Below are 20782 nucleotides of genomic sequence, written 5' to 3' on the forward strand. Positions count from 1 at the left end.
AATTGCCCGGCCGGGACCCCGTTGAGAACTTGTGGAGTTCGAGATCTGTGGCAGAGCTGCTCATTTCTGGTCCTCTTCTGGTGCCAGGGGGTTCTTGTCCAGGTGTGTTCCCAGGGCATCCGGGCCGGTGTTCCACATCGGGCGATAGGGCGCGAGCCAGCTGTCGATCTCGGCCAGCGCAGACGGTTGGGCCTGGTAGACGCGACGTTGTGCATCTGCGTGAACGGTCACGAGGCCGGCCGCACGAAGAACGCCCAGGTGTTTGGACGTCTGCGGTTGCGCCAGTCCGACGCGTCTGGCCAGCTCGCCCACGGCGCAGGGCTGCACCCGCAGGACATCGAGCATTCGTCGACGATTCGGTTCCGCCAGAGCCGGCCAGATCAGTTCGTTCACAACGAGTATTTTCTCTCCTGGGTATATATCGGTCAAGGAATACAAGGCAGAAATGCGTTCTTATATGCTGATGCCATTCCGCAATGAGGAAGCCGGTGAGAGTCCGGCACGGTCGCGCCACTGTATGGGGGAAACCCCAAGTCAGACCCTTGTTGCTCCGCTGCTACACCCCAACCGCCGGGCGCGCATTCCCGGCAAGGAGGTCCTCGTGATCTTGCTGCTGTCCACCTCGGACACAGATCTGCTGACCGCCAAGGCCAGCGGCGCCGACTTTCGTCTTGCGAACCCGTCCCGCCTGCTCGTCGACGAAGACCTGCCCGGACTCCTGGACGGCGCCGACCTGGTCGTTGTTCGAATTCTGGGTGGCCGGCGGATGTGGGAACAGGGTCTCGACGCGGTGATCGCCGCCGGGTTGCCAACTGTGGTGGTCTCCGGTGAACAGCTTCCCGATCCCGACCTGATGTCGATGTCGACGGTGGCTCCCGGTGTGGCCGCCGATGCTCACAACTACCTGGCCCAGGGCGGACACGACAATCTCGCGAACCTGCACGCATTCTTGTCCGACACCGTGCTGCTCACCGGTCACGGCTTCAGCGCTCCGGCAACAACCGCGCAGTGGGGGATCCTGGAACGGAATGCCCAGGTCGAGGCCACCGGACCGACGATCGCGGTGCTCTACTACCGAGCCCAGCATCTGGCAGGCAACACCGCCTACATCGACGCCCTCTGCGACGCGATCGAGGACAAGGGCGGCCGATCGCTGCCGATCTTCTGCGCATCGCTGCGGGCTGCACCTGGTGACCTGCTCGAACAGCTTGCGGTGGCCGATGCACTCGTCGTCACGGTGCTCGCCGCCGGTGGAACGACGCCGGCCACCGCGTCGGCCGGCGGCGATGACGAGAACTGGAACATCGAACAACTCGCCCGGCTGGACATCCCGATCCTGCAGGGCCTGTGCCTGACGTCCTCCCGCGCCGGGTGGGCCGCGAATGACGACGGCATGTCGCCGCTGGATGTCGCCACACAGGTCGCGGTCCCTGAGTTCGACGGACGGATCATCACGGTTCCGTTCTCGTTCAAGGAGATCGGTGAGGACGGTTTGCCCTGGTACCGTCCCGATGCCGAACGGTGCGCCCGGGTCGCCGGAATCGCCGTGCGCCACGGCCGACTTCGGCATATCGCTCCGGCGGACCGCCGGATCGCCGTGATGCTGTCGGCCTACCCGACCAAACACGCGCGGATCGGGAACGCGGTGGGACTCGACACCCCGCAGAGCCTGCTCCGGCTGCTCGAAGCCATGCGGGACGCCGGATACGACATCGGGCCGGAGTCGGGCGACGGCTCGGTTCCCGGCCTGGCCGAGGATGATTCGGACAAGCTGATCCACACGCTGATCGCGGCCGGCGGACAGGACCCCGACTGGCTGACCGAAGAAGCCCTGGCCGCCAACCCGATCCGGCTGTCCGCCGCGGACTACCGGCAGTGGTTCGACACGTTGCCGCAGGACCTCCGCGCGTCGATGATCGAGCATTGGGGTCCGGCACCCGGCCGGCTGTTCGTCGACCACTCGGCCAATTCGGACGGCGACATCGTCATCGCGGCAATGCAATTCGGCAACATCGTGTTGATGGTCCAACCGCCGCGTGGTTTCGGCGAGAACCCGGTGGCGATCTATCACGACCCCGATCTGCCGCCGAGTCACCACTACCTGGCCTGTTATCGCTGGCTGTCGTCGCAGCAGCACTTCGCCGCCGACGCGGTCGTCCACGTCGGTAAACACGGCAACCTCGAGTGGCTCCCGGGCAAGACCCTGGGTATGTCGGCCTCGTGCGGCACCGACGCCGCCATCGGTGACCTGCCGATGATCTATCCGTTCCTGGTCAACGATCCCGGCGAAGGGACACAGGCGAAGCGGCGGGCGCACGCCACGCTGGTCGATCATCTGATCCCACCCATGGCGCGGGCCGAAAGTTACGGCGACATCTCACGTTTGGAGCAGCTGCTCGACGAGCATGCCAACATCTCCGCGCTCGACCCGAACAAACTCCCGGCGATCCGCCAGCAGATCTGGACCCTGCTGCAGGCGGCCAAGATGGACCACGACCTCGGGTTGTCCGAGCGTCCCGAAGAAGACGTCTTCGATGACATGCTTCTGCACGTCGACGGGTGGCTGTGTGAGATCAAAGACGTGCAGATCCGCGACGGCCTGCACATCCTCGGACAACCACCGGCCGGTGACGTCGAGGTCGACCTGGTGCTGGCGATGCTCCGGGCGCGGCAGCTCTGGGGCGGCACGCAGAGCCTGCCGGGGCTGCGAGAAGCACTGGGACTCACCGAAGACGGCACGGCCGGCCGTACCGCCACCGACAGCATCGAAGCCGTCGCGCGGGAGCTGGTGGTGGATTGCGCCAAGGGTGATTGGGACCCCGCCACCATCGCGGCCGTCACCGAAGGCCATCCGGCCGACGTCCGCGAGATCCTCGACTTCGCCGGCAACGAGATCGTGCCTCGGCTCCGCCAGACCGACCAGGAGGTCCCACGGATCCTCCATGCGCTGGACGGCGGGTTCATCCCGGCCGGACCGAGCGGATCACCACTACGTGGACTGATCAACGTCTTGCCGACCGGCCGCAACTTCTATTCGGTCGATCCCAAGGCGGTGCCGTCGAAACTCGCCTGGGAGACCGGCCGCGCGATGGCGGATTCGCTTCTGGCGCGGTATCTCTCGGACCACGGCGAGTATCCGAGGTCCGTCGGCTTGTCGGTGTGGGGGACCAGCGCAATGCGGACATCCGGTGACGACATCGCCGAGGTTCTCGCACTGCTCGGAGTGATGCCGATCTGGGATGAGGCATCTCGCCGGGTGACAGAACTCGACCTGATCGGCCTCGCCGAACTCGGCCGTCCCCGAATCGATGTCACGGTTCGCATCTCCGGATTCTTCCGGGACGCGTTCCCCCACGTGATCACGATCCTCGATGACGCCGTTCGGATGGTCGCCGGGCTCGACGAACCCGATGAGTCGAATTACGTTGCCGCCCATGCCCGTACCGACCTGACCGCACACGGTGACACCGACCGCGCCACCAGTCGCATCTTCGGGTCGAAACCCGGAACCTACGGCGCCGGACTACTCCAGCTGATCGACTCCAAGGACTGGCGCAGCGACGCCGATCTGGCCGAGGTGTACACGGCGTGGGGTGGTTACGCGTACGGCCGCGGACGCGAAGGTGTCGCCGCGGTCGACGACATGCGTTCGGCGTATCGACGAATTGCCGTCGCCGCGAAGAACACCGACACCCGCGAACACGACATCGCTGATTCCGACGACTACTTCCAGTACCACGGTGGCATGGTCGCCACCGTCCGGGCGTTGACCGGCAAAGATCCAGAGGCCTACATCGGCGACAGCACCAGTCCGGACAACGTGCGCACCCGCACACTCTCGGAGGAGACCACCCGCGTCTTCCGGGCCCGGGTGGTCAACCCGCGCTGGATCGCCGCGATGCAGCGCCACGGCTACAAGGGCGCGTTCGAGATGGCCGCAACAGTCGACTATCTCTTCGGCTATGACGCCACCACCAACGTGATGGCCGACTGGATGTACGAGCAACTCACCGAGTCCTACGTCCTCGACGAGGCCAACCAGGAGTTCATGAACAAATCGAACCCCTGGGCCCTGCACGGCATCGCCGAACGTCTGCTGGAGGCGGCGCAGCGGGAAATGTGGTCGGCACCTCCACCACAGATGCTCGATGAGCTCCGGCGGGTCTTCCTCGAGACCGAGGGCGATATCGAGGGAGCCTGAAACGCCCCCGCGTTCGACGCCATCCGGCCTGGTGCGATTGAATTTCGTGAGATCGGGAGAAAACTGCGCGTCCTGATCGTTGACCCTGTGTACGCACTGCCGATGATCGGGATGGACTCATGAAGCTCGCACTCTTTCTCACCTACGTGGCGATCGAAATAGCCGCCTTCGTGGGGCTCTGTTTCGCGATCGGTTTCGCGTGGACGGTGTTGCTGATGATCGCCACGGTGGTCCTGGGCTTCTGGTTGCTGCGCCGCCAGGGTGGCAAAGTTCTCGCCAACCTCCGGGCCGCCGGACAGAACGCGGCCGCCGGAGCGCCGGCCGGCCCCGCCGGTTCGGCAGCACCGGTCGCCGATACCGCGTTGCTGGCCGGTGCGACCATCGCCATGGTCGTGCCCGGCCTGGTCACCACCGTCATCGGTATCCTGTTGCTGCTCAAGCCGGTTCGATTGATCCTGCGCCCATTGGTGATCGCCGTCGGTACCCGTAAGGTCGTCGGCGCGATGGAGGGTTACGCCCGATACGGTCGCGGGATGGCCGGGGTCACGGTTGTCGACGGACAGGTGGTCGACACCACCTACCGTCCGGGCGACCACGACCCGACCCGCCGCCAACTGCCCAAGTCGCACCCCGACTTCTGAACCCCGGGCATCCCGTCGGTAGCCCTGACAACAGCCCGCCACCGTTCGGCAGGCAGACTGGACGGTCGTGGAGAGTCAACTGCTGATCGGCGGGCACATCTATTCGCCGGTGGCCCCCGATGCAACTGCTATTGCAATCGAAGATGGTGTGGTCGTCTGGGTCGGTTCTGATCCGGTCGGTCGTGCGCTGCATCCCAAGGCAGAGGTCATAGAACTCGACGGGGCGCTGGTTGCACCCGCGTTCGTCGATTCTCACGTCCACCTGACGTCGACGGGGCTCGCGTTGCGCGGACTCGACCTCAGTGACGCGGTCAGCCGGGACGACTGCCTCGCGAGGCTGCGCCGCTACCACGCGGAACACACCGATACCGACCTCATCTGGGGGTTGGGCTGGGACGAGTCGACCTGGCCCGACGGCCACCCCTCGACGGCCGACATCGATGCCGTCGTCGGCGACCGGCCGGTCTATCTGGCGCGGATCGACGAACATTCCGCTGTCGCATCAACCGCCTTGCGGGTTCGCGCCGACGCGCTGACCGATGCCTTCGGATACGACCCGCAGGGCCCGGTGACCGCCGACGCCCACCATCGGGTGCGCGGCGCGGCGCGGGCGCTGCTCAGTACCGCCGGACGTGGTCGCGCCCAGCAGGCAGCACTCGACGATGCCGCCGCGAACGGGATCGTCGCCGTCCACGAAAACGGTGGACCCGACATCAGCGGATTCGACGACTTCCTCGCCCTGGCCGACCTGACCCACGATGTCGAGATCCGCCGCTACTGGGGTGCTGCGGTCACGAGCTCCGACGAGGCCAGGGCATTGCTGGAGGCCACCGGTGCCCACGCGCTCGGCGGCGATCTGTTCATCGATGGCGCGATCGGGTCGCACACCGCGTTGCTTCGCGAGCCGTACGTCGATGTCGACACCTGCGGTGTCGGCTATCTCGATGCCGAGACCGTGACCACCCATCTGCGCGCATGCACCGAGGCCGGCATCCAGGCCGGCTTCCATGTCATCGGAGATGGGGCGATGGACGTGCTCGCGCAGGCCGTTGCCGATGTGGCCGCCGAGGTCGGGGGACCGGCCCTGGCGCGGCTGGGCCACCGCATCGAACATGCCGAGATGGTCACCGCCGCGCAGGCTGCCACGCTGGCCGCGGGCGGGATGATCGCCAGCATGCAACCGATGTTCGACGCTCTCTGGGGTGGCCCGGGTCAGCTCTACGAACAGCGCCTGGGTGCCGAACGTGGTCGTTCGCTCAACAACTTCGCGCAACTCGCCAAAGCCGGCGTGGGCCTGTCCTTCAGTTCGGATGCCCCGGTGACGTCGATGCGCCCGTGGGCCGCCATCGCTGCGGCCGCCGATCACAACAATCCCACCAGCGCGATCTCGGTACGTGCAGCCTTCGCCGCCTCCACCCGCGGTGCCTGGCGGGCCGGCGGTCACCGCGACGGTGTTGCCGGGACGCTGGTTCCCGGTGCGCCTGCCGACTACGCGGTGTGGGAGGTCGAGGATCTGGTGGTCGTGGGCTCGGCCGATCCCAAGGTGGCCCGGTGGTCGACCGATCCGCGATCGCGGGTCCCGGCGCTGCCGGATCTGCGCCCCGGACGCAAACTCCCGGATTGTGTCCGGACCGTCCGCGGCGGACGAACGATCTACGATCGGGCCACCCGGTGACCTCTGGCACGGTTGAATCACGCGGATCGGCAGTCTCGGCCCGCGTCGGTGCTCTCGTCCGTACGCCATTGGTCCTACGGACCGTTGCCGCCGCAATCGGTGGCCTGTTGATGTGGGCGGCGTTCCCGCCGCGCGATCTCTGGTTTCTGGGCATCGCCTCCCTGATGGTGTTGGCGCTGTCGCTGAAGGACGTCACCCGGTACCGCGACGGCTTCTTGCACGGGTTCGCGTATGGGCTGGGGTTCTTCCTCCCGTTGCTGCCGTGGGTCGGCGTCTACGTCGGCCCGTTGCCCTGGGTGGCCCTGGCCGTGGTGATGTCGCTGTACACCGGCGTGTTGGGGGTCCTGGCCATCCGGCTGCTCCGACTGCCTGCCTGGCCGCTGTGGTTCGCGCTGGCGTGGGTCACCGTCGAATGGGCGCGGTCGTCGTTCCCCTTCGGCGGCTTCCCGTGGGGCCGCGCTGCTTTCGGTCAGCTCGGTGGTCCGATGGTGTCGCTGGCCTCGCTCGGCGGGGCGCCGTTGGTGTCGTTCGCCGTGGCGTTGACCGGCGCCGGCCTGGCGGCGGTGCTGCTGTGGGCCGCCACCGCGCCGCGGCAGTGGAATCGGCTGGTTCCGGCACTGATCATGACTCTGCTCACCCCGATCGTGGCGGCGTTCCTGTGGCCTTCCGTCGATGCGCGCAACAGTTCCGACAATCAGATCACCGTGGCCGCCATCCAGGGCAACGTTCCGCGCCTCGGTCTGGATTTCAACGACCAGCGACGCGCCGTCCTCGACAACCACGTGCGCGAGACCATGGCACTGGCCGCCGCGGTCCAGGCGGGTGAACAACCGCAGCCGGACATCGTGATCTGGCCCGAGAACGCCTCCGACATCGATCCCACGACCAATGAGGACGCCGCCGAGCAGATCACGATGGCGTCCATCGCCGTCGATGCCCCCATCCTCGTCGGAACGCTCGTCCGAAATCCCGATGGCCGCCCCACGAACACCGTGTTGGTATGGGATGGGCGCGAGGCGTCGGACGGAACCCAGATCCAGGGTCGCTACGACAAGCAGATCATCCAGCCCTTCGGCGAATATCTGCCCTGGCGAAGCTTTTTCACGCATTTCTCGTCGTACGCGGAGTCGGCCGGCAACTTCAAGCCGGGCACCGGACCGGGTGTGGTGGACGTCGAGACCAACAGCGGCAAAACCGTGCGGGTCGGTGTGTCGACGTGCTGGGAGATCGCCTTCGACCGATCGGCACGTAAGGCGGTCCTCTCGGGTGCGGAGTTCCTGTCGGTACCGACCAACAACGCCACTTTCGGACGCACGCAGATGACCTACCAACAGCTGGCAATGTCACAGTTGCGGGCGATCGAGCACGGGCGGGCGGTGGTTGTCGCGGCGACGAGCGGTGTCAGCGCCATCGTCGCGCCGGACGGCCACACCACCGCACGCAGCGGGTTCTTCGAGCCGGCGATGTTGGTGGAGACGATTCCGCTTCATACCGACGAGACGGTGGCCACCACGGTCGGACCGTGGCCGGAGCGGCTGGCCGTACTCTTGACGGTCTGCGGATTTTTGGTCCTGGTGGTACAAGGCATTAGGTTACGGGGATGGTCAAAGGAGGAGCATGGTGACGGGGCCTGAGGACAACTCACGCACTACCGATCCGGTCGTGGGGGTGGACGGTGCGGGAACCCTGGTGATCATTCCGACCTTCAACGAGATCGAGAATCTGCCGCTGATCGTGAAGCGGCTCCAGGCGGTTCAGCCCGCGGCGCACGTCCTCATCGTGGACGACAGCAGCCCGGACGGCACCGGTGAACTCGCCGACGAACTGGCGGCCGCAGACGGTGACGGACGAATCCACGTCCTGCACCGCACTGTGAAGAACGGTCTGGGCGCCGCCTACATCGAGGGCTTCAAATGGGGTCTGGCCCGCGACTACGCGGTCCTGGTCGAGATGGACGCCGACGGCAGTCACGCTCCGGAGCAGCTGCACCGGCTGCTCGACCGGGTCAACGAGGGCGCTGATCTGGTCATCGGCTCGCGCTATGTACCGGGCGGCACCGTCGTGAACTGGCCCCGGCGCCGGGAGATCCTGTCCCGCGGGGGCAACATCTATTCGCGGCTCGCGCTCGGTGTGTCGATCAAGGACATCACCGGCGGCTACCGCGCCTATCGCCGTCACGTCCTCGAGACGCTCGATCTCGGTGCCATCGAATCGCACGGCTACTGCTTCCAGGTGGATCTGGGCTGGCGCACGATCCGCGCCGGGTTCGATGTGGCCGAGGTGCCCATCACGTTCACCGAACGTGAGCTGGGGGAGTCGAAGATGAGCGGAAGCATCGTCCGGGAGGCCGCGTTCAAGGTGCCGCGCTGGGGCCTGACCCATCGCCTTGACAAGCTGCGGAAGAAGTAACCCCACCCGCCCAACAACAAACGAGCCACATATACGAAGACGAGCCACATATTTGTGGCTCGTCTTCGTATAAGTGGCTCGTTTGCGTTTGAGCCGATCTGTCAGACCTCTAGCTGCTGGTGCCGCGACGGCGAGCCTTGAGGAGGTCGAGACGCTCGGTCAGGAGCACCTCGAGCTCTTCTTCGCTACGACGCTCGAGAAGCATGTCCCAGTGCGTGCGCGGCGGCTTGACCTTCTTCTCTTCGGTGACCGTACCTTCGAGAATTGTGCCTTCCATACCGTTCTTGCACGGCCATGTCGACGGGATCTCGGCTTCGTCGGAAAACGGAATATCGAAGATCTCGCCGTTGTCGGTGCGGTACTTCACCATGCGCCGCGGCGCGAGGTCATGATCGCGATCGGTCTCGTAGCTCACCGCTCCGAGGCGGCTGCCGCGTAGAACTCGATCTGCCATAACTACTATCCCTTCGTTGGATTACCTATCCATCTTACGCGTGTGTGCGGATGTCCTGCTAAGTTCCCCGCCGTCGTGCCGCAGACGGAGAATTGGTGGGTGGTGCCCCCCGGTGTGGTCGGCGGTGCGGAGTAACCTCACTGGTTATGGAACCCCAGGCCACAGCGTCTCGTCGCGGGACCGCACGCAACAATTGCGCGTGGTGTGGACGCGAGATCGTCGAGTCCGAGGTCGGCCGCCGCCGCAAGTACTGCAAGCAATCCTGTCGTCAGCGCGCATATGAACAACGCAATTTGGTCGCCGGAAGTTCCATCCCCGCAGATTCGGTGGTTCTCAGTGCCGGCGAGGCCGAGGATCTGATCGAACGCCTCTTCCGGCTACGGTGCGCCGCCGAGGACATCGCCACCGCTGTCGATGAGGACGCCGATCGCAGCGAGTTGGCGGAACTGGGTGCTGAACTGGTGGCGCTGGCCAAGGAAGCCGAGCGCTGGCGGTAGCTGCCGGCCGGTCAGCTCGGCGGTCCGGTGATCGACCGTGACTGGGCGCTGCGCAGGCTCTCCACGATCTGTTGGGCTGTCGCCGATTGCGGATCGAGCAGTTCGGCCGTGAGCGTCCACTCCAGGCCGACCCAGGGGTCGTGCGCCCGCGCATCTTCGGTCACCGGTAGCACGAGGGTGGTGTCGGCGATCGCGGCAACCAGTGGATCGCTGTCGTGTTCGTCGAGTGATCCGGCAAAGACGAACGACCATCCGAGACGGGTACCGCGATCGACAATGCGCAGGAGGCGGGCGAGGTCGGTCGGTTCCCAACCGAACGGCAGGTCCGCGATGACCACCACCCGGACACCGAAGTCGTCGTGGCCGCCCTGCGCATCGGTCCCGGCCTGCAACGACATCAAATTCAGATCTACGGCCGATTCGAGCACGTCCAGACGCGCACCGACCGCGTCGGGTGTGGTGACGGCCGGAGCGAGCATCACCGGCGCGAGCAGCTCGGTCAACGCGACCAGCTTGCCCGTCAGGTCGACGATGTCGACGGTCACATCGTCGTGGGACACCGAGGTGAAGGCGCGCGCGGCGGTCACCAGGCGCAAGGTCAGGGAGGTCACCACCGGCACCACCGATTGACCGTTCTCGAGCACCCACAGCGGGCTCGGGATCGGCGTCGGTACACAGAAGGGAAGTCGCAGCTCGCCCCGCTCCGGCGCGGAGAGCTCACCCAGTCGTAACCCGCTGCCGGTGTGCGCATCGGTTCGTGACCATGCACTCGACCGCCACGTCGCCAACGCCGGCGGAAGCTGGGGGTCCAGGGCAGCGAGTTCGGCCATCAGGAGCCGGGAATCGGAATCGAACCGCTCCTGCGCTGCGGCCACCAGGTCATCGCACCGTTTCTGTGCGGCTTCACGTAGGCGGGCCGTCGCCGGCGAGTTCCGCTGCGCCGGATCGGCCAACGTCTCGGCGAGTTCGCGATCGAGACGGTCGTGCGCAAATCCTTCGGACTGGACAAAGCCCGCAGCCGAGCGGGCAGCATCCTCGAAGATGGCGTGGGCGCGGGCGATGGCGGCCCCGTAGTCGGTTCCGAGCCGCACCATCTCGGGCGGCACATCGTCCGATTCGAACGCTGAAACAGGCTGGACTGCAGTGGTTTTTGATGCCGACGGGGCGGCGTCGTCGACCTCGACGCCGTGACTGGACAGCAATTCGGCAAGACCACCCTGGTACCCCTGGCCCAGCGCGCGAACCTTCCACTGACCGGCTCGCAGATACAACTCAAAGCAGAGCATCGCGGTTTCGCCATAGGTCGGTCGCAGGTTGAACCCGAACCCCGGACCCTGCTCGGCACCGGTCAGCTCCGCACGCAGCCCGGTGCCCGCGAGCTCGGCGGGGACGTCATCGAAGCCGACAACGCACAGCACGCGGGCACCCGGACGCAGTGCGTCGAGGTCAATCGACAACCGGCCGTCCGCCAGCGTGACACCGCCGGTCGCCGGCTGGTTGTAGAAGACGACATCGTCCGAGCCGAACACGTGGAGACGGTCGTCGACGACGAGGCCGACGACATCGACCTCGAACCCCGTCGCCGCTACCGAAAACCTCAGCGTGTGTTCACCGGCCGGAGCGTTCTGACCGGCGACCAGCTCGTTCATCTGACGAAAATTCCTCTCGGACCCGCACCCGGAGTGGGTCTACTTCATGAAGTCGTTCGACAGGAATCGCTGCAGCTGCGGCAAGGCCTCACCGGCGTGACGCGCGGTGATTCCCTCGCCGATGGCCTGAAGCTTCCAGGTTCCGCCTTCACGGAACACCTTGGCCATCACCACACCCGTGAACGGCATTCCACCGGCAAGCGTGTACCGGGCCAACTCGGAGTTGGTCGTCTGGTCCAGCAGACGGCAGAACGCGTTGTCGACCTGCTCGAACGTCTGGCCCTGGTAGGACGTGACGATGAAGATGAGCGCATTCACGTGCACCGGTACGCGGGTCAGATCAACGGTGACCACTTCGTCGTCACCTTCGCCTGCTCCGGTGAGGTTGTCACCGAGGTGGCGGATCGAGCCGTCCTTGGACGTCAGCTGCCCGTAGTAGATGACGTCGGCGGCCTGGGTGTCGGCGAACATGATGACCGACGCGTCCAGATCGATGTCTGCGCTGCGGTTACCGAACCGCTTCTTCACCACAACGGGATCCCAACCGAGACCCATCTGGATGTTGGTGAGCGCAACCCCGCCGTCCTTGTTCAGCGAAACCCGTTGGCCCTTGGTCAAACTGACCGGGTGGCCTTTCCTCAGGCTGACCTCCGGCCGGCCGGCCGGTGCTGCCGGCTGCGCAGGAGGTGCGGAGGGCGCGGCCGGAGCCGATGGCTGGGACGGATAACTCGGCGCCGAGGCGGCCTGCGGCCGCGAGTAGCTGGGCGCCGGTGCGGCCGGGGCCGGGGGTGCCGGAGCGGCAGCGGGTGGGGCAGGCGGTGCCGGCGCATCGTCCACGGACACACCGTGGTCGGTGACCAACGCCGCGAAACCACCGGCGTAGCCCTGACCGACAGCGCGGACCTTCCAGTCGCCGCCGCGGCGATAGATCTCGAGCGCGATCACGATCGACTCACTGGCCAGACCCTCGATGCGGTATTCGTACAGCGGTTGCCCACCGGACAGCACCCGCGCGACGGGGGGAGCGATCGCACCGAACGTCCCGTTCTCGAGGGTGATCACCGCTCGGACCTGGGCGATGTCGGCCGGGATCGAACCCAACGCGATCGACAGGGTGCCGATACCGGAACCCGTCTGCAGGGTCACACCTGGACCCGAGGGCTGGTTGAAGAACACGAAATCGGCGTCCGTCCGGACCTTGCCGCTGTCGGTGACGAGCAACGCCGAGAGGTCACCTGCCGCCGCAAGATCGACGGCGATGTCCACCGTCGATGCGTTGAGCGGACCGTTCTGCCCCTTGACCAGTGTTGTTGTCATCACCTGTGCCCTTCGTTGGGTATTGATTCGATGGCCCCGTCCACGCCTGTCGGCGCGTTGGACGGCATGTCCGGTTTAACGGCTCCCACCATTGTGCCTGCCCGCCCCACCAGCCAGTCCAGCATCTCCTCCGAAGCGGCCAGACCCCGTCCGCTGGTGATCGCGACATTCGGGTGCTGCCAGCCGAGTTCCTCCAGCTCACCGTGCCGAGGCCGGATCGCGGCGTCGGCCCCGACCAGGATCGGCTGATCCAACACGCCGTCCCCGGCCGCCAAGCTGATGTGAGGCCACACCGCCATCCGTCTGCGCACCTCCTGAACAGCCATGTGCTTTGTGACCGGGTTGGGCATGACATACACCTTTCGGCCCTGCCGTGAGACATTCCAGCCCACTTCGGCCGCCCAACTCGCCCACGCCGGCACGACATCCGGTGGCAGCAGGTCGAGTTCGACGACCGCGTAACAAAACAGTCCATCGGCGATCCGGAGCGTGCGTAGCCAGGGGGAGCCGTGTGCATCGACGTTCAATCGCGCATGGACATCCTCGACCCCGGCACCCAGCTGACCCAGCAACCCGGCGACGTGCGCAGCCCAGGCCGCATCGGGCCGCCCGTCGACCAGGATGTTCCCACCGTTACTCGTGATCGCGAACTCGGTTGTACCCATGGGTAGTTCGATGCGCCGGAACTGCTCGATGGTCCTGGTTGTCGTCGGTACCACCTGCGCGATCCGGTCCAGTTCGAGTAGCAAGGCGATCGATGCCTCCGACATGTATGACTGCGGCTTTCCCTGGTACAGCTCCACACAACGCGCCGCAGCCAACAGCTGCCCTGCGCGCGAGGGGTCCGCGGCGCCCTGCGTGATCGCGTTCGCGGAATAGACCAGCGTCCGATCCATGTCCAACGCCACCAATGCCGGTGAGGTGGGCACCGCCGGGAGACAACCGCTCACATGACCTCTTTCACCAGGCCCACGGCGCTGTACGCCAGCTCCGGGACCACCTCCACGGGCACCGATCGAGCCTCGGCGAGTGCTCGGATGTGTTCGTGCGCGGGATCATCGGCGTCCTGGACCAGGACCCGCCATGGCACCCGGCGCAGGAGAACCCGGGTGGTCTCACCGACGCCGGGTTTCACGAAGTTCACCGACGAGATCCCGTACTGCTCGCGAATGGCCTCGACGGAGCGCCATCCCGACCAGGTCGGGGATCGGTCCGACGACACGATGTCCGCGAGCCGTGCCGCGGCTTCGGTTGCAGCTGAGTCGAAATGGGCAGTGACCGCATCCAGCAACACGGCCGACACGTCCTGCCCGATCAGTTCCGAGTAGAATTTCGCGCCATGGAAATCATCGGGTCCGATGAGTTCATCGTTCAACACAGTTCGCGAAACCAGGCCCGACACAGTCGAATTCAGGCAGGCGGAGGCGATGAGGAAGTCGTCGCGGGTCCCGTATGTACGAACGCACGCACCCGGATCGGCGAGCACCGCCAGATCGGGGTTGAAACGGGGGCCGCCGGCCTGGGCGAGTTCGTCCAGCGCGGCTGCGAGCTCTCGGGTGATCGCACCTTTGCCGGTCCAGCCGTCGACGAAGACCACCTTCTGCGGATCGTGATGTGCCGCCAGATATCTCATCGCGTTGGCGTCGATTCCACGGTCGCGGACAATCGAGACCGCATAGTGCGGCAGTTCCACGCCGTGATGATGGCGAGCCCATCGGCGCATCAGGACACCGACCGGCGTACCGGCGCGGGCGAGTGAGGCCAGCACCACGTCGTTTCCGCGCTCGGCGAGCACCAGATCGGTGACCGCTCCCACCGCGACCGCCAGGCGATGCGCACTCTCGTCGAGAACTCGATGGAAGAGTTCCTGGTAGGCCGCGTCGGGCTGGAACTCGACCGGCAGCGTTTCGGCGTAGTGCGCGAGCCTGGCCTGGATCCGCTGTTCGCGGGAGGCGACGTCGGCTTCGAGAGCCACCTGAGACAGATCCTTGAGGAGCCACCGCACCTCGTCGGGGGCGTAGCTGCCGAAGTCCGGCCCCACCAGTGGGACACCGAATCCGGCTTCTGGCTGCACGCTCATCGCTGCCCTCGCCTGGCCTGCAGAGCCCGGTAATCGGTGCCGGGAACGATCACCGCGAAGACGTCGTCGCCACCGGCACGCAGCGTTTCGACCAGCCCGCCCGCCGCGGTCAGTGTGGGTGTGTCCGCTGGGGAATCGAGCACGACGACAAGCTGGGACCCGGGGTGCTCCCGGGTTGCGTTGTACAGGAATCGATCCGTTGCCACATCGGACTCGGGTGCATCGAAGCGATAGCCACGACGCAACGGATAGCCGCCATGATCGATGACGTGTGCGGGGGAGCGGGTGGTGGTCTGACTCAGGACAGGGCCGTCCAGTATCGAGGACAGCTCACCGGCGATCCGCTGAGGCAGATACATCAATTCTTCATGCCCGATGACGATTACCGGGCGCGCCGCGTCCAGCGCCGCGGCCACCTGTGTGGTCAGCACGGTCACGGCCTGATCGAACTCGGCCCAATCGCTGTGGTCGAAGCCATATCGCCCACCATCGGGAATGTGCTGCGGCCACGACACGTCCAGCCGCACGAACCGGCCCGGACGCCCGGCCTGATGCAACGGCCCGGGCGGGAGCGCCACAACCTGTGCGGGCAGGTCCTCGGGAATGCTCGTGACACCCTGCGCCAGACTGATGAAGTCGATGTCGATGCCCAGCTCTTCGGCCCGCTCCCGGCACCGGGCCACATCGCCATCGGTGCGCATGTCGACCAGCGACGCCACGACGTACAGCGACCGATGATGGATTTCCTGCATCGACCTGATGGCGTCGAGCGCCGTGGCCCCGGTGGAGATCTCGTCGTCGACGAGCACCACCGGAAGGTCGGTGAGCAGGCTCTGAGAATCGGTCGGGACGACCAGATGGTCGGTCGCGTGTGAGTGGCCTTCTTCGAAACGGGCGACGACCGGCACATGTGATTCGCTGCGCCGCGTGGACTGCAGATAATGTCCGGCACGCATCCGGTGAGCGACCGCATGCCCCAAACCGGTTGCCGTCTCGGCAAATCCGAAAACCAGCGCATCGTCGGCACCACGCGCGTGCAACGCCGAGGTCGCCAGCTCACCGAGTTCCCCGGCGGCGGCGAAGATCACCTCCGGTGAGACCGGGATGTGTTTGCCCAGCACCGTCGACACCCAGAGATGAGCACGTTTGGGATTGCGGCGCAGGCCCGGTCGGACGAGATCCTCGACCCGCCGGCCACGATGGCCGCTGACATGTTCGGCACGCAGACCGAACTCAGATGTCGCGTACGGCACGGTGGGGGTGACGACCGCCCGGTTGTCGGTTTCGCTCACGGCTCCACCACCGAGGCCAACAGGTCCACAACGCCGATCTCCGGTTGCAGGACGCCGAATGCCTGGGCCCGGACAAGCGTTTTCGCTGCCCACGCACGATGTGGGCGACGCTCATTCATCTTGTTCCGATAGATCGAGGGTTCCACTCCGCCGGAGTCATCGACACCGAGTACCGCCACCGCGTCGACGTATTCCTCGTGCGAGACCGCACTCATCGCATGCACGACGTTGACGTGGGACGGATGGATGACGGTCTTGCCCTGCAGGCCGTTCGCATGGTCGAGCACCAGCTCCCGCAGCAGTCCGTCGAGGTCTCGACTGACCAGATGGGTGCGGAACCTCACGGCGTCGATCTGCTCGAATGGGGTGTGTCGCAACAACGGCCGGAACATCCGCTCATGGGTGTTGTAGTACTCCCACACCGGTCCGGTGATCGTGTAGCCGGTGCCATCGGCCCGTCCCAGGACGTTGACGATTGCCCCGATCACCTCGGCGACCGGTTGCACGTCATAGATGGTCAGGTCGGGATCGCGCCGGATCCCGAGCGCGCCACACATATCGGTGCCACCGATCCGGACGGCGAGGACCTTGTCCCGGTGCCTGGCCAGCAGGTCCCGAATACTGCTCAGCGCATACATCCTGGTTTCCAGGTGCAGCACCGACGTCGACTCGATGATCGGCATCGCGTACAACATCCGGCCCGCCTGGGCCGCCGCGCCGTCGATCCGACTCAGGTAGTCGGCCCCGGTGACGGCGGTGAACTTCGGCAACACGAATCCGGCGAGCGCATCGATTCCGCGTCCGAGCCGGCTGACCAGCTCATCGATCTGTTCGGCGTTGCGAACCCGAACGAAGAGCAACGGCGCATTCGCCGCGTGGTCGGCGAGATGATCGAGTGCCTCCACCAGATTTGTCATGGCCGCATGAACCCGATGGTCCGCGACCGCGTCTTCGAGGTCTATGACCATCGACGTCGAGCCGTCACGGCCCTGTCGCAGGATCAGCTCGGCCAGCCGGTCCCGAATCGCCGGAATGTAGAGGGTCGCTCCGATCGCGACGCTGAGCAATTCCGGCCCGGCGTCCGCGTCGATCGTCTCGGGGAACAAATGGAACAGTCTTTCGCGTTCGACGTCGTCCAGGGCCGCGAAGTGCTGGATTCGATTGGCGCCGTGCACTGTTCCACCAGAGTCCGTCTTCTGTTCATCCACTTTCCCGGTGCGGCCCCCGTCGCCGCCGGAGATGGCCTGTTCGATCATCAGCGCCGTGCCTCATCCTTCATTTTGTTCACGACTCCGGTCACGAAGTCAGAGATGGCTCGCAGGTCGACCAGATAGCCCCAGTAGTCGGGGTGCCGCCCGGTCAATGCGGCAACAGCGCGATCCACGCGCAGCACCTGCGCGTCGAGCACCGAACCCCATTGTTTGACCAATCCCAGGTTCACTGCAAGCAGTTGTGCATCACGTATCTGAAAACGAACTCTACCTGCGGCCGCCGAAGGGTCCTGCTGGACCACCCGAAGTTCATTCAATCGGTCGGTGACCCCGTCGACCAGTTGCTCGGCGTCGGCGAGCACCGCACGGGCCCGCGTGATCGCAGCCAGCGACGCTTCCGGATCGGATGCGAGTTCGATTGCTGCGGTATCTATTTCAGCTTCGGCCCGCTGAAGATCCGCGGCGCTCCGCTGGTCGTCGCCGATCAGATCCGCCGAACATGCCGCACTGAACTCCCTCAGGAGAGCCGAGTACGCCTCTGGCATACGGGCGCTGCGATTGCGGACCGCCGCCAGCCGCGTCCGCACCGATGCCAGCGCCGCGCGCGCCTGGCCCTCCTTGCCCGGCGCCTCGGCGATCGCCTGCTGCAACTTCTCGATCGCCGCCCTCATCGCGGCGGTGCTCGCCTGCAACTCGGCACGATCACCACCCTGGGACACCTGGAGCTGCGCGGCCTCGAGCCGGCCCTGTGCTTGATCGAACTGTGCCACAGCAGTTTTGACGGAACCGTAACCCAGCTGGTTGGCCGTCAGGTTACCGAGTTGGTCCACGAGACGGTCGGACTCCTGGCGAACCCGGATGGCCTCGTCCGGAATGGCCGCGTATGCCGTCCTGGCGTGTTCGACCTGGGTCGAGTTCTGCTCATAGAAGCGGTCCAACCGCTGGATGGATTTGGTGATCCGCTCGGACGTCTGCTGGTAGTCGGCCAGCGAAGCAGTGGCATCGGGATCGCTGAGCGCCAGATATTGATTGATGGTCTCGTAGCAGTCATCCCGGATCGGGGCGAAGGATCGGATCAGCTCGGGGGACAGGCCCAGGGCGGCTGCGGCGTCGACACCGTCGGCCAAGATGGACAGCCGCTGATCGAGTTCCAGGAACCCGGCAACCATGTCATTGCGGGCACGGGTCAGAACGTCGGTGGACCCGCCACCGACGTCACGGCTATCTCGTCGAAACCAGCGCCCGGCCACACGCGCATCCTACTGGGAGCGGCGACAATCGCCGCCTGTTGCGGTCGACTTCGGCGGTCAATGCGCCCGCTGTCATTCGATTCGCGCATAGATCACGCAAAAATGTGCAGGTAAGGGAGCGGACTGTCCCAACCATGTCCACATTCACGTACGGTTGACCACAAGGCTCGGCTCCGCGCCAGCATTTGGCATGGAGCCGGCTCTACTCAACTTATGAATCAACCTCAGGAAGGTACTGACATGGGCGTCAGCTTGAGCAAGGGCGGCAACGTCTCTTTGACAAAAGAGGCACCGAATCTGACCGCAGTGGCGGTCGGACTCGGCTGGGACATCCGTTCCACCACCGGCGCAGACTTCGACCTTGATGCCAGCGCCATCGCCGCCGGAGCCGACAAGAAGGTCATCTCCGATCAGCACTTCATCTTCTTCAACAACCTGCGGTCGCCGGATGGATCGATCGAGCACACCGGTGACAACACCACCGGTGAGGGCGAAGGCGACGACGAGGTCATCAACGTCGACCTGTCGGCGGTCCCCCCGAACATCGAATCAGTGGTCTTCCCCGTCTCGATCTACGACGCCGATTCGCGCTCGCAGTCGTTCGGGCAGGTCCGCAACGCCTACATTCGCGTGACCGACCGCTCCAACGGCACCGAACTCGCCCGCTACGACTTGTCCGAGGACGCGTCCACCGAAACCGCCATGGTGTTCGGCGAGCTGTACCGCAACGGTGCAGAGTGGAAGTTCCGCGCCATCGGCCAGGGCTACGCCTCCGGGCTCGCGGGCATCGCTCGCGACTACGGCGTCAACGTCTGATCGACCGACCGGCGAATAGATAACTGAAGTCGTATGATTCAGCACTATCGCGGAACCTTCCGGGGTTCCGCGATAGTGCTGTTGACACGTAAGAGCAAGAATTAAGGAGCAGGTGTGGTCATCCGCACATTCGGGATTTCGATCCTCGTCACGATCGTCTCGTTGGGCGTTGCATTCCTCTACGGGGGTTGGACCGCACTGGCCCTCTGCCTGATCCTCGGAATCCTCGAGGTGTCGCTGTCATTCGACAATGCGGTCATCAATGCGACCGTGCTCGAGAAGATGAGTGAGTTCTGGCAGAAGATCTTCCTCACCATCGGCATCCTCATCGCCGTTTTCGGCATGCGCCTGCTGTTCCCGCTGCTGATCGTCTGGGTCACGGCCGGTCTGAATCCGGTTGAAGCCTTTGATCTGGCCATGAACGTGCCGGAGGAGGGCTCCGGTAAGGAATCGTATGAAGAGATCCTCACCGCTGCGCATCCGCAGATCGCGGCGTTCGGCGGCATGTTCCTGTTCATGCTCTTCCTCAACTTCATCCTCGAGGACAACGAGATCAAGTGGCTGACCTGGCTCGAGAAGCCACTGGCCACAATCGGCAGGCTCGATCAGCTCGCCGTCGTCATCTCCGGTGGCAGCCTGGTACTGATCGCGGAGTTCCTCGCCCCCGACGACCAGCGGGCAACGGTGATGGTCGCCGGTGTCCTGGGCATCATCACCTACATCGCGGTCAACAGTCTCGGCGAGTTGTTCCACACCGATGAACTCACGGCCGAACACGAACAGGCCGAGAAGTCCGGCGGTCCCACCGACCTGGCGAAGGCGACCGGTAAAGCCGGCTTCTTCCTCTTTCTCTACCTCGAGGTCCTCGACGCGTCGTTCTCGTTCGACGGTGTCATCGGTGCGTTCGCGATCACTGCCGACCCGATCATCATCGCCCTGGGTCTGGGCTTCATCGGAGCGATGTTCGTCCGTTCCATCACGGTGTACCTGGTCCGTGCCGGCACGCTCTCGGAGTACCGCTACCTCGAACACGGCGCTCACTGGGCCATCGGCGCGCTCGCTGCGATCCTGTTCTTCTCGATCAAGTGGCACATCAACGAGATCATCACCGGCCTGGTAGGCGTGGCCTTCATCGGGGCGGCGGCGTTGTCGAGTATCTACGCCAACCGCCGCGACGACGCCAACGGTGCAGACTCGGACAGCCCCGAGAAGGATGTGGCCACAACCAGCTAGTTCCAGAGTCGGCCGGACGCTGATCGGCCCGCCCATCCGGTGTACACATGTACACTC

The 20782-nt window shown here is 65.3% G+C and carries 17 protein-coding genes and 1 riboswitch; of the genes, 8 read left to right on the forward strand and 9 right to left on the reverse strand.

Annotation, left to right across the window (positions count from 1 at the left end):
* Positions 1–60: 60 nt before the first annotated feature.
* The gene (locus tag AC51GR_RS15600; protein WP_496325547.1) at positions 61–393 is read right to left on the reverse strand and encodes an ArsR/SmtB family transcription factor; all 333 of its coding nucleotides are present in this window, start codon (positions 391–393) and stop codon (positions 61–63) included.
* Positions 394–473: 80 nt separating this feature from the next.
* A riboswitch (adenosylcobalamin (AdoCbl) riboswitch) is annotated at positions 474–549 on the forward strand.
* Positions 550–601: 52 nt separating this feature from the next.
* Here AC51GR_RS15600 and cobN point away from each other — a divergent pair.
* The 5 genes from cobN (at position 602) to AC51GR_RS15625 (ending at position 8926) form a co-directional block, all read left to right on the forward strand.
* Positions 602–4201, forward strand: coding sequence for a cobaltochelatase subunit CobN (gene cobN, locus AC51GR_RS15605; RefSeq protein WP_496325548.1), 3600 nt, complete (start codon positions 602–604; stop codon positions 4199–4201).
* A gap of 119 nt (positions 4202–4320) precedes the next feature.
* Positions 4321–4842 carry an FxsA family protein gene (locus tag AC51GR_RS15610; protein ID WP_496325549.1) on the forward strand — a complete coding sequence of 174 codons (522 nt, stop codon included), beginning with the start codon at positions 4321–4323 and terminating at the stop codon, positions 4840–4842.
* A 67-nt stretch (positions 4843–4909) separates the two neighbouring features.
* Positions 4910–6517 carry an amidohydrolase gene (locus AC51GR_RS15615; protein WP_496325550.1) on the forward strand — a complete coding sequence of 536 codons (1608 nt, stop codon included), beginning with the start codon at positions 4910–4912 and terminating at the stop codon, positions 6515–6517.
* Entirely contained in the window at positions 6514–8151 is a 1638-nt protein-coding gene (lnt, locus tag AC51GR_RS15620) for an apolipoprotein N-acyltransferase (RefSeq protein ID WP_496325551.1), read from the forward strand. Before AC51GR_RS15615 ends, lnt begins: the two co-directional genes overlap by 4 nt.
* Positions 8135–8926 (forward strand): polyprenol monophosphomannose synthase, encoded by a 792-nt coding sequence (locus AC51GR_RS15625; protein WP_496325552.1) that lies wholly within the window; start codon positions 8135–8137, stop codon positions 8924–8926. Before lnt ends, AC51GR_RS15625 begins: the two co-directional genes overlap by 17 nt.
* A 109-nt stretch (positions 8927–9035) precedes the next feature.
* Here AC51GR_RS15625 and AC51GR_RS15630 read toward each other — a convergent pair whose 3' ends face one another.
* Positions 9036–9380 carry an RNA polymerase-binding protein RbpA gene (locus tag AC51GR_RS15630; protein WP_496325553.1) on the reverse strand — a complete coding sequence of 115 codons (345 nt, stop codon included), beginning with the start codon at positions 9378–9380 and terminating at the stop codon, positions 9036–9038.
* A gap of 146 nt (positions 9381–9526) precedes the next feature.
* Here AC51GR_RS15630 and AC51GR_RS15635 point away from each other — a divergent pair, with 146 nt between their 5' ends.
* Entirely contained in the window at positions 9527–9877 is a 351-nt protein-coding gene (locus AC51GR_RS15635; RefSeq protein ID WP_496325554.1) for a hypothetical protein, read from the forward strand.
* An 11-nt stretch (positions 9878–9888) separates the two neighbouring features.
* Here AC51GR_RS15635 and AC51GR_RS15640 read toward each other — a convergent pair whose 3' ends face one another.
* The 7 genes from AC51GR_RS15640 to AC51GR_RS15670 are packed head-to-tail and all read right to left on the reverse strand — an operon-like array spanning position 9889 to position 18676.
* The gene (locus AC51GR_RS15640; RefSeq protein WP_496325555.1) at positions 9889–11526 is read right to left on the reverse strand and encodes a TerD family protein; all 1638 of its coding nucleotides are present in this window, start codon (positions 11524–11526) and stop codon (positions 9889–9891) included.
* 39 nt (positions 11527–11565) lie between these two features.
* Positions 11566–12843 carry a TerD family protein gene (locus tag AC51GR_RS15645; protein ID WP_496325556.1) on the reverse strand — a complete coding sequence of 426 codons (1278 nt, stop codon included), beginning with the start codon at positions 12841–12843 and terminating at the stop codon, positions 11566–11568.
* A complete protein-coding gene (locus AC51GR_RS15650; RefSeq protein WP_496325557.1) occupies positions 12843–13772 on the reverse strand; it encodes an HAD family hydrolase in 930 nt (309 codons plus the stop codon). Before AC51GR_RS15650 ends, AC51GR_RS15645 begins: the two co-directional genes overlap by 1 nt.
* Before the next feature lie 17 nt (positions 13773–13789).
* Positions 13790–14923: a cysteine protease StiP family protein gene (locus tag AC51GR_RS15655; RefSeq protein WP_496325558.1), complete on the reverse strand. Its 1134-nt coding sequence runs from the start codon at positions 14921–14923 to the stop codon at positions 13790–13792.
* Positions 14920–16215, reverse strand: a complete 1296-nt coding sequence (locus AC51GR_RS15660; RefSeq protein ID WP_496325559.1) for a phosphoribosyltransferase family protein — start codon at positions 16213–16215, stop codon at positions 14920–14922. Before AC51GR_RS15660 ends, AC51GR_RS15655 begins: the two co-directional genes overlap by 4 nt.
* Complete coding sequence (locus AC51GR_RS15665) at positions 16212–17471, reverse strand: HpcH/HpaI aldolase/citrate lyase family protein (protein ID WP_496325560.1); 1260 nt, start codon at positions 17469–17471, stop codon at positions 16212–16214. The genes AC51GR_RS15660 and AC51GR_RS15665 overlap by 4 nt, the downstream gene beginning before the upstream one ends.
* Positions 17471–18676 (reverse strand): hypothetical protein, encoded by a 1206-nt coding sequence (locus tag AC51GR_RS15670; protein ID WP_496325561.1) that lies wholly within the window; start codon positions 18674–18676, stop codon positions 17471–17473. Before AC51GR_RS15670 ends, AC51GR_RS15665 begins: the two co-directional genes overlap by 1 nt.
* A 240-nt stretch (positions 18677–18916) precedes the next feature.
* Here AC51GR_RS15670 and AC51GR_RS15675 point away from each other — a divergent pair, with 240 nt between their 5' ends.
* Both AC51GR_RS15675 and AC51GR_RS15680 read left to right on the forward strand, forming a co-directional pair.
* Positions 18917–19492 (forward strand): TerD family protein, encoded by a 576-nt coding sequence (locus tag AC51GR_RS15675; protein WP_496325562.1) that lies wholly within the window; start codon positions 18917–18919, stop codon positions 19490–19492.
* Between the two features lie 114 nt (positions 19493–19606).
* On the forward strand, positions 19607–20725 hold the full coding sequence (locus AC51GR_RS15680; RefSeq protein WP_496325563.1) for a DUF475 domain-containing protein: 1119 nt from the start codon (positions 19607–19609) through the stop codon (positions 20723–20725).
* The last annotated feature ends 57 nt before the right edge of the window (positions 20726–20782 follow it).

Source organism: Williamsia sp. z71 (assembly GCF_059553375.1).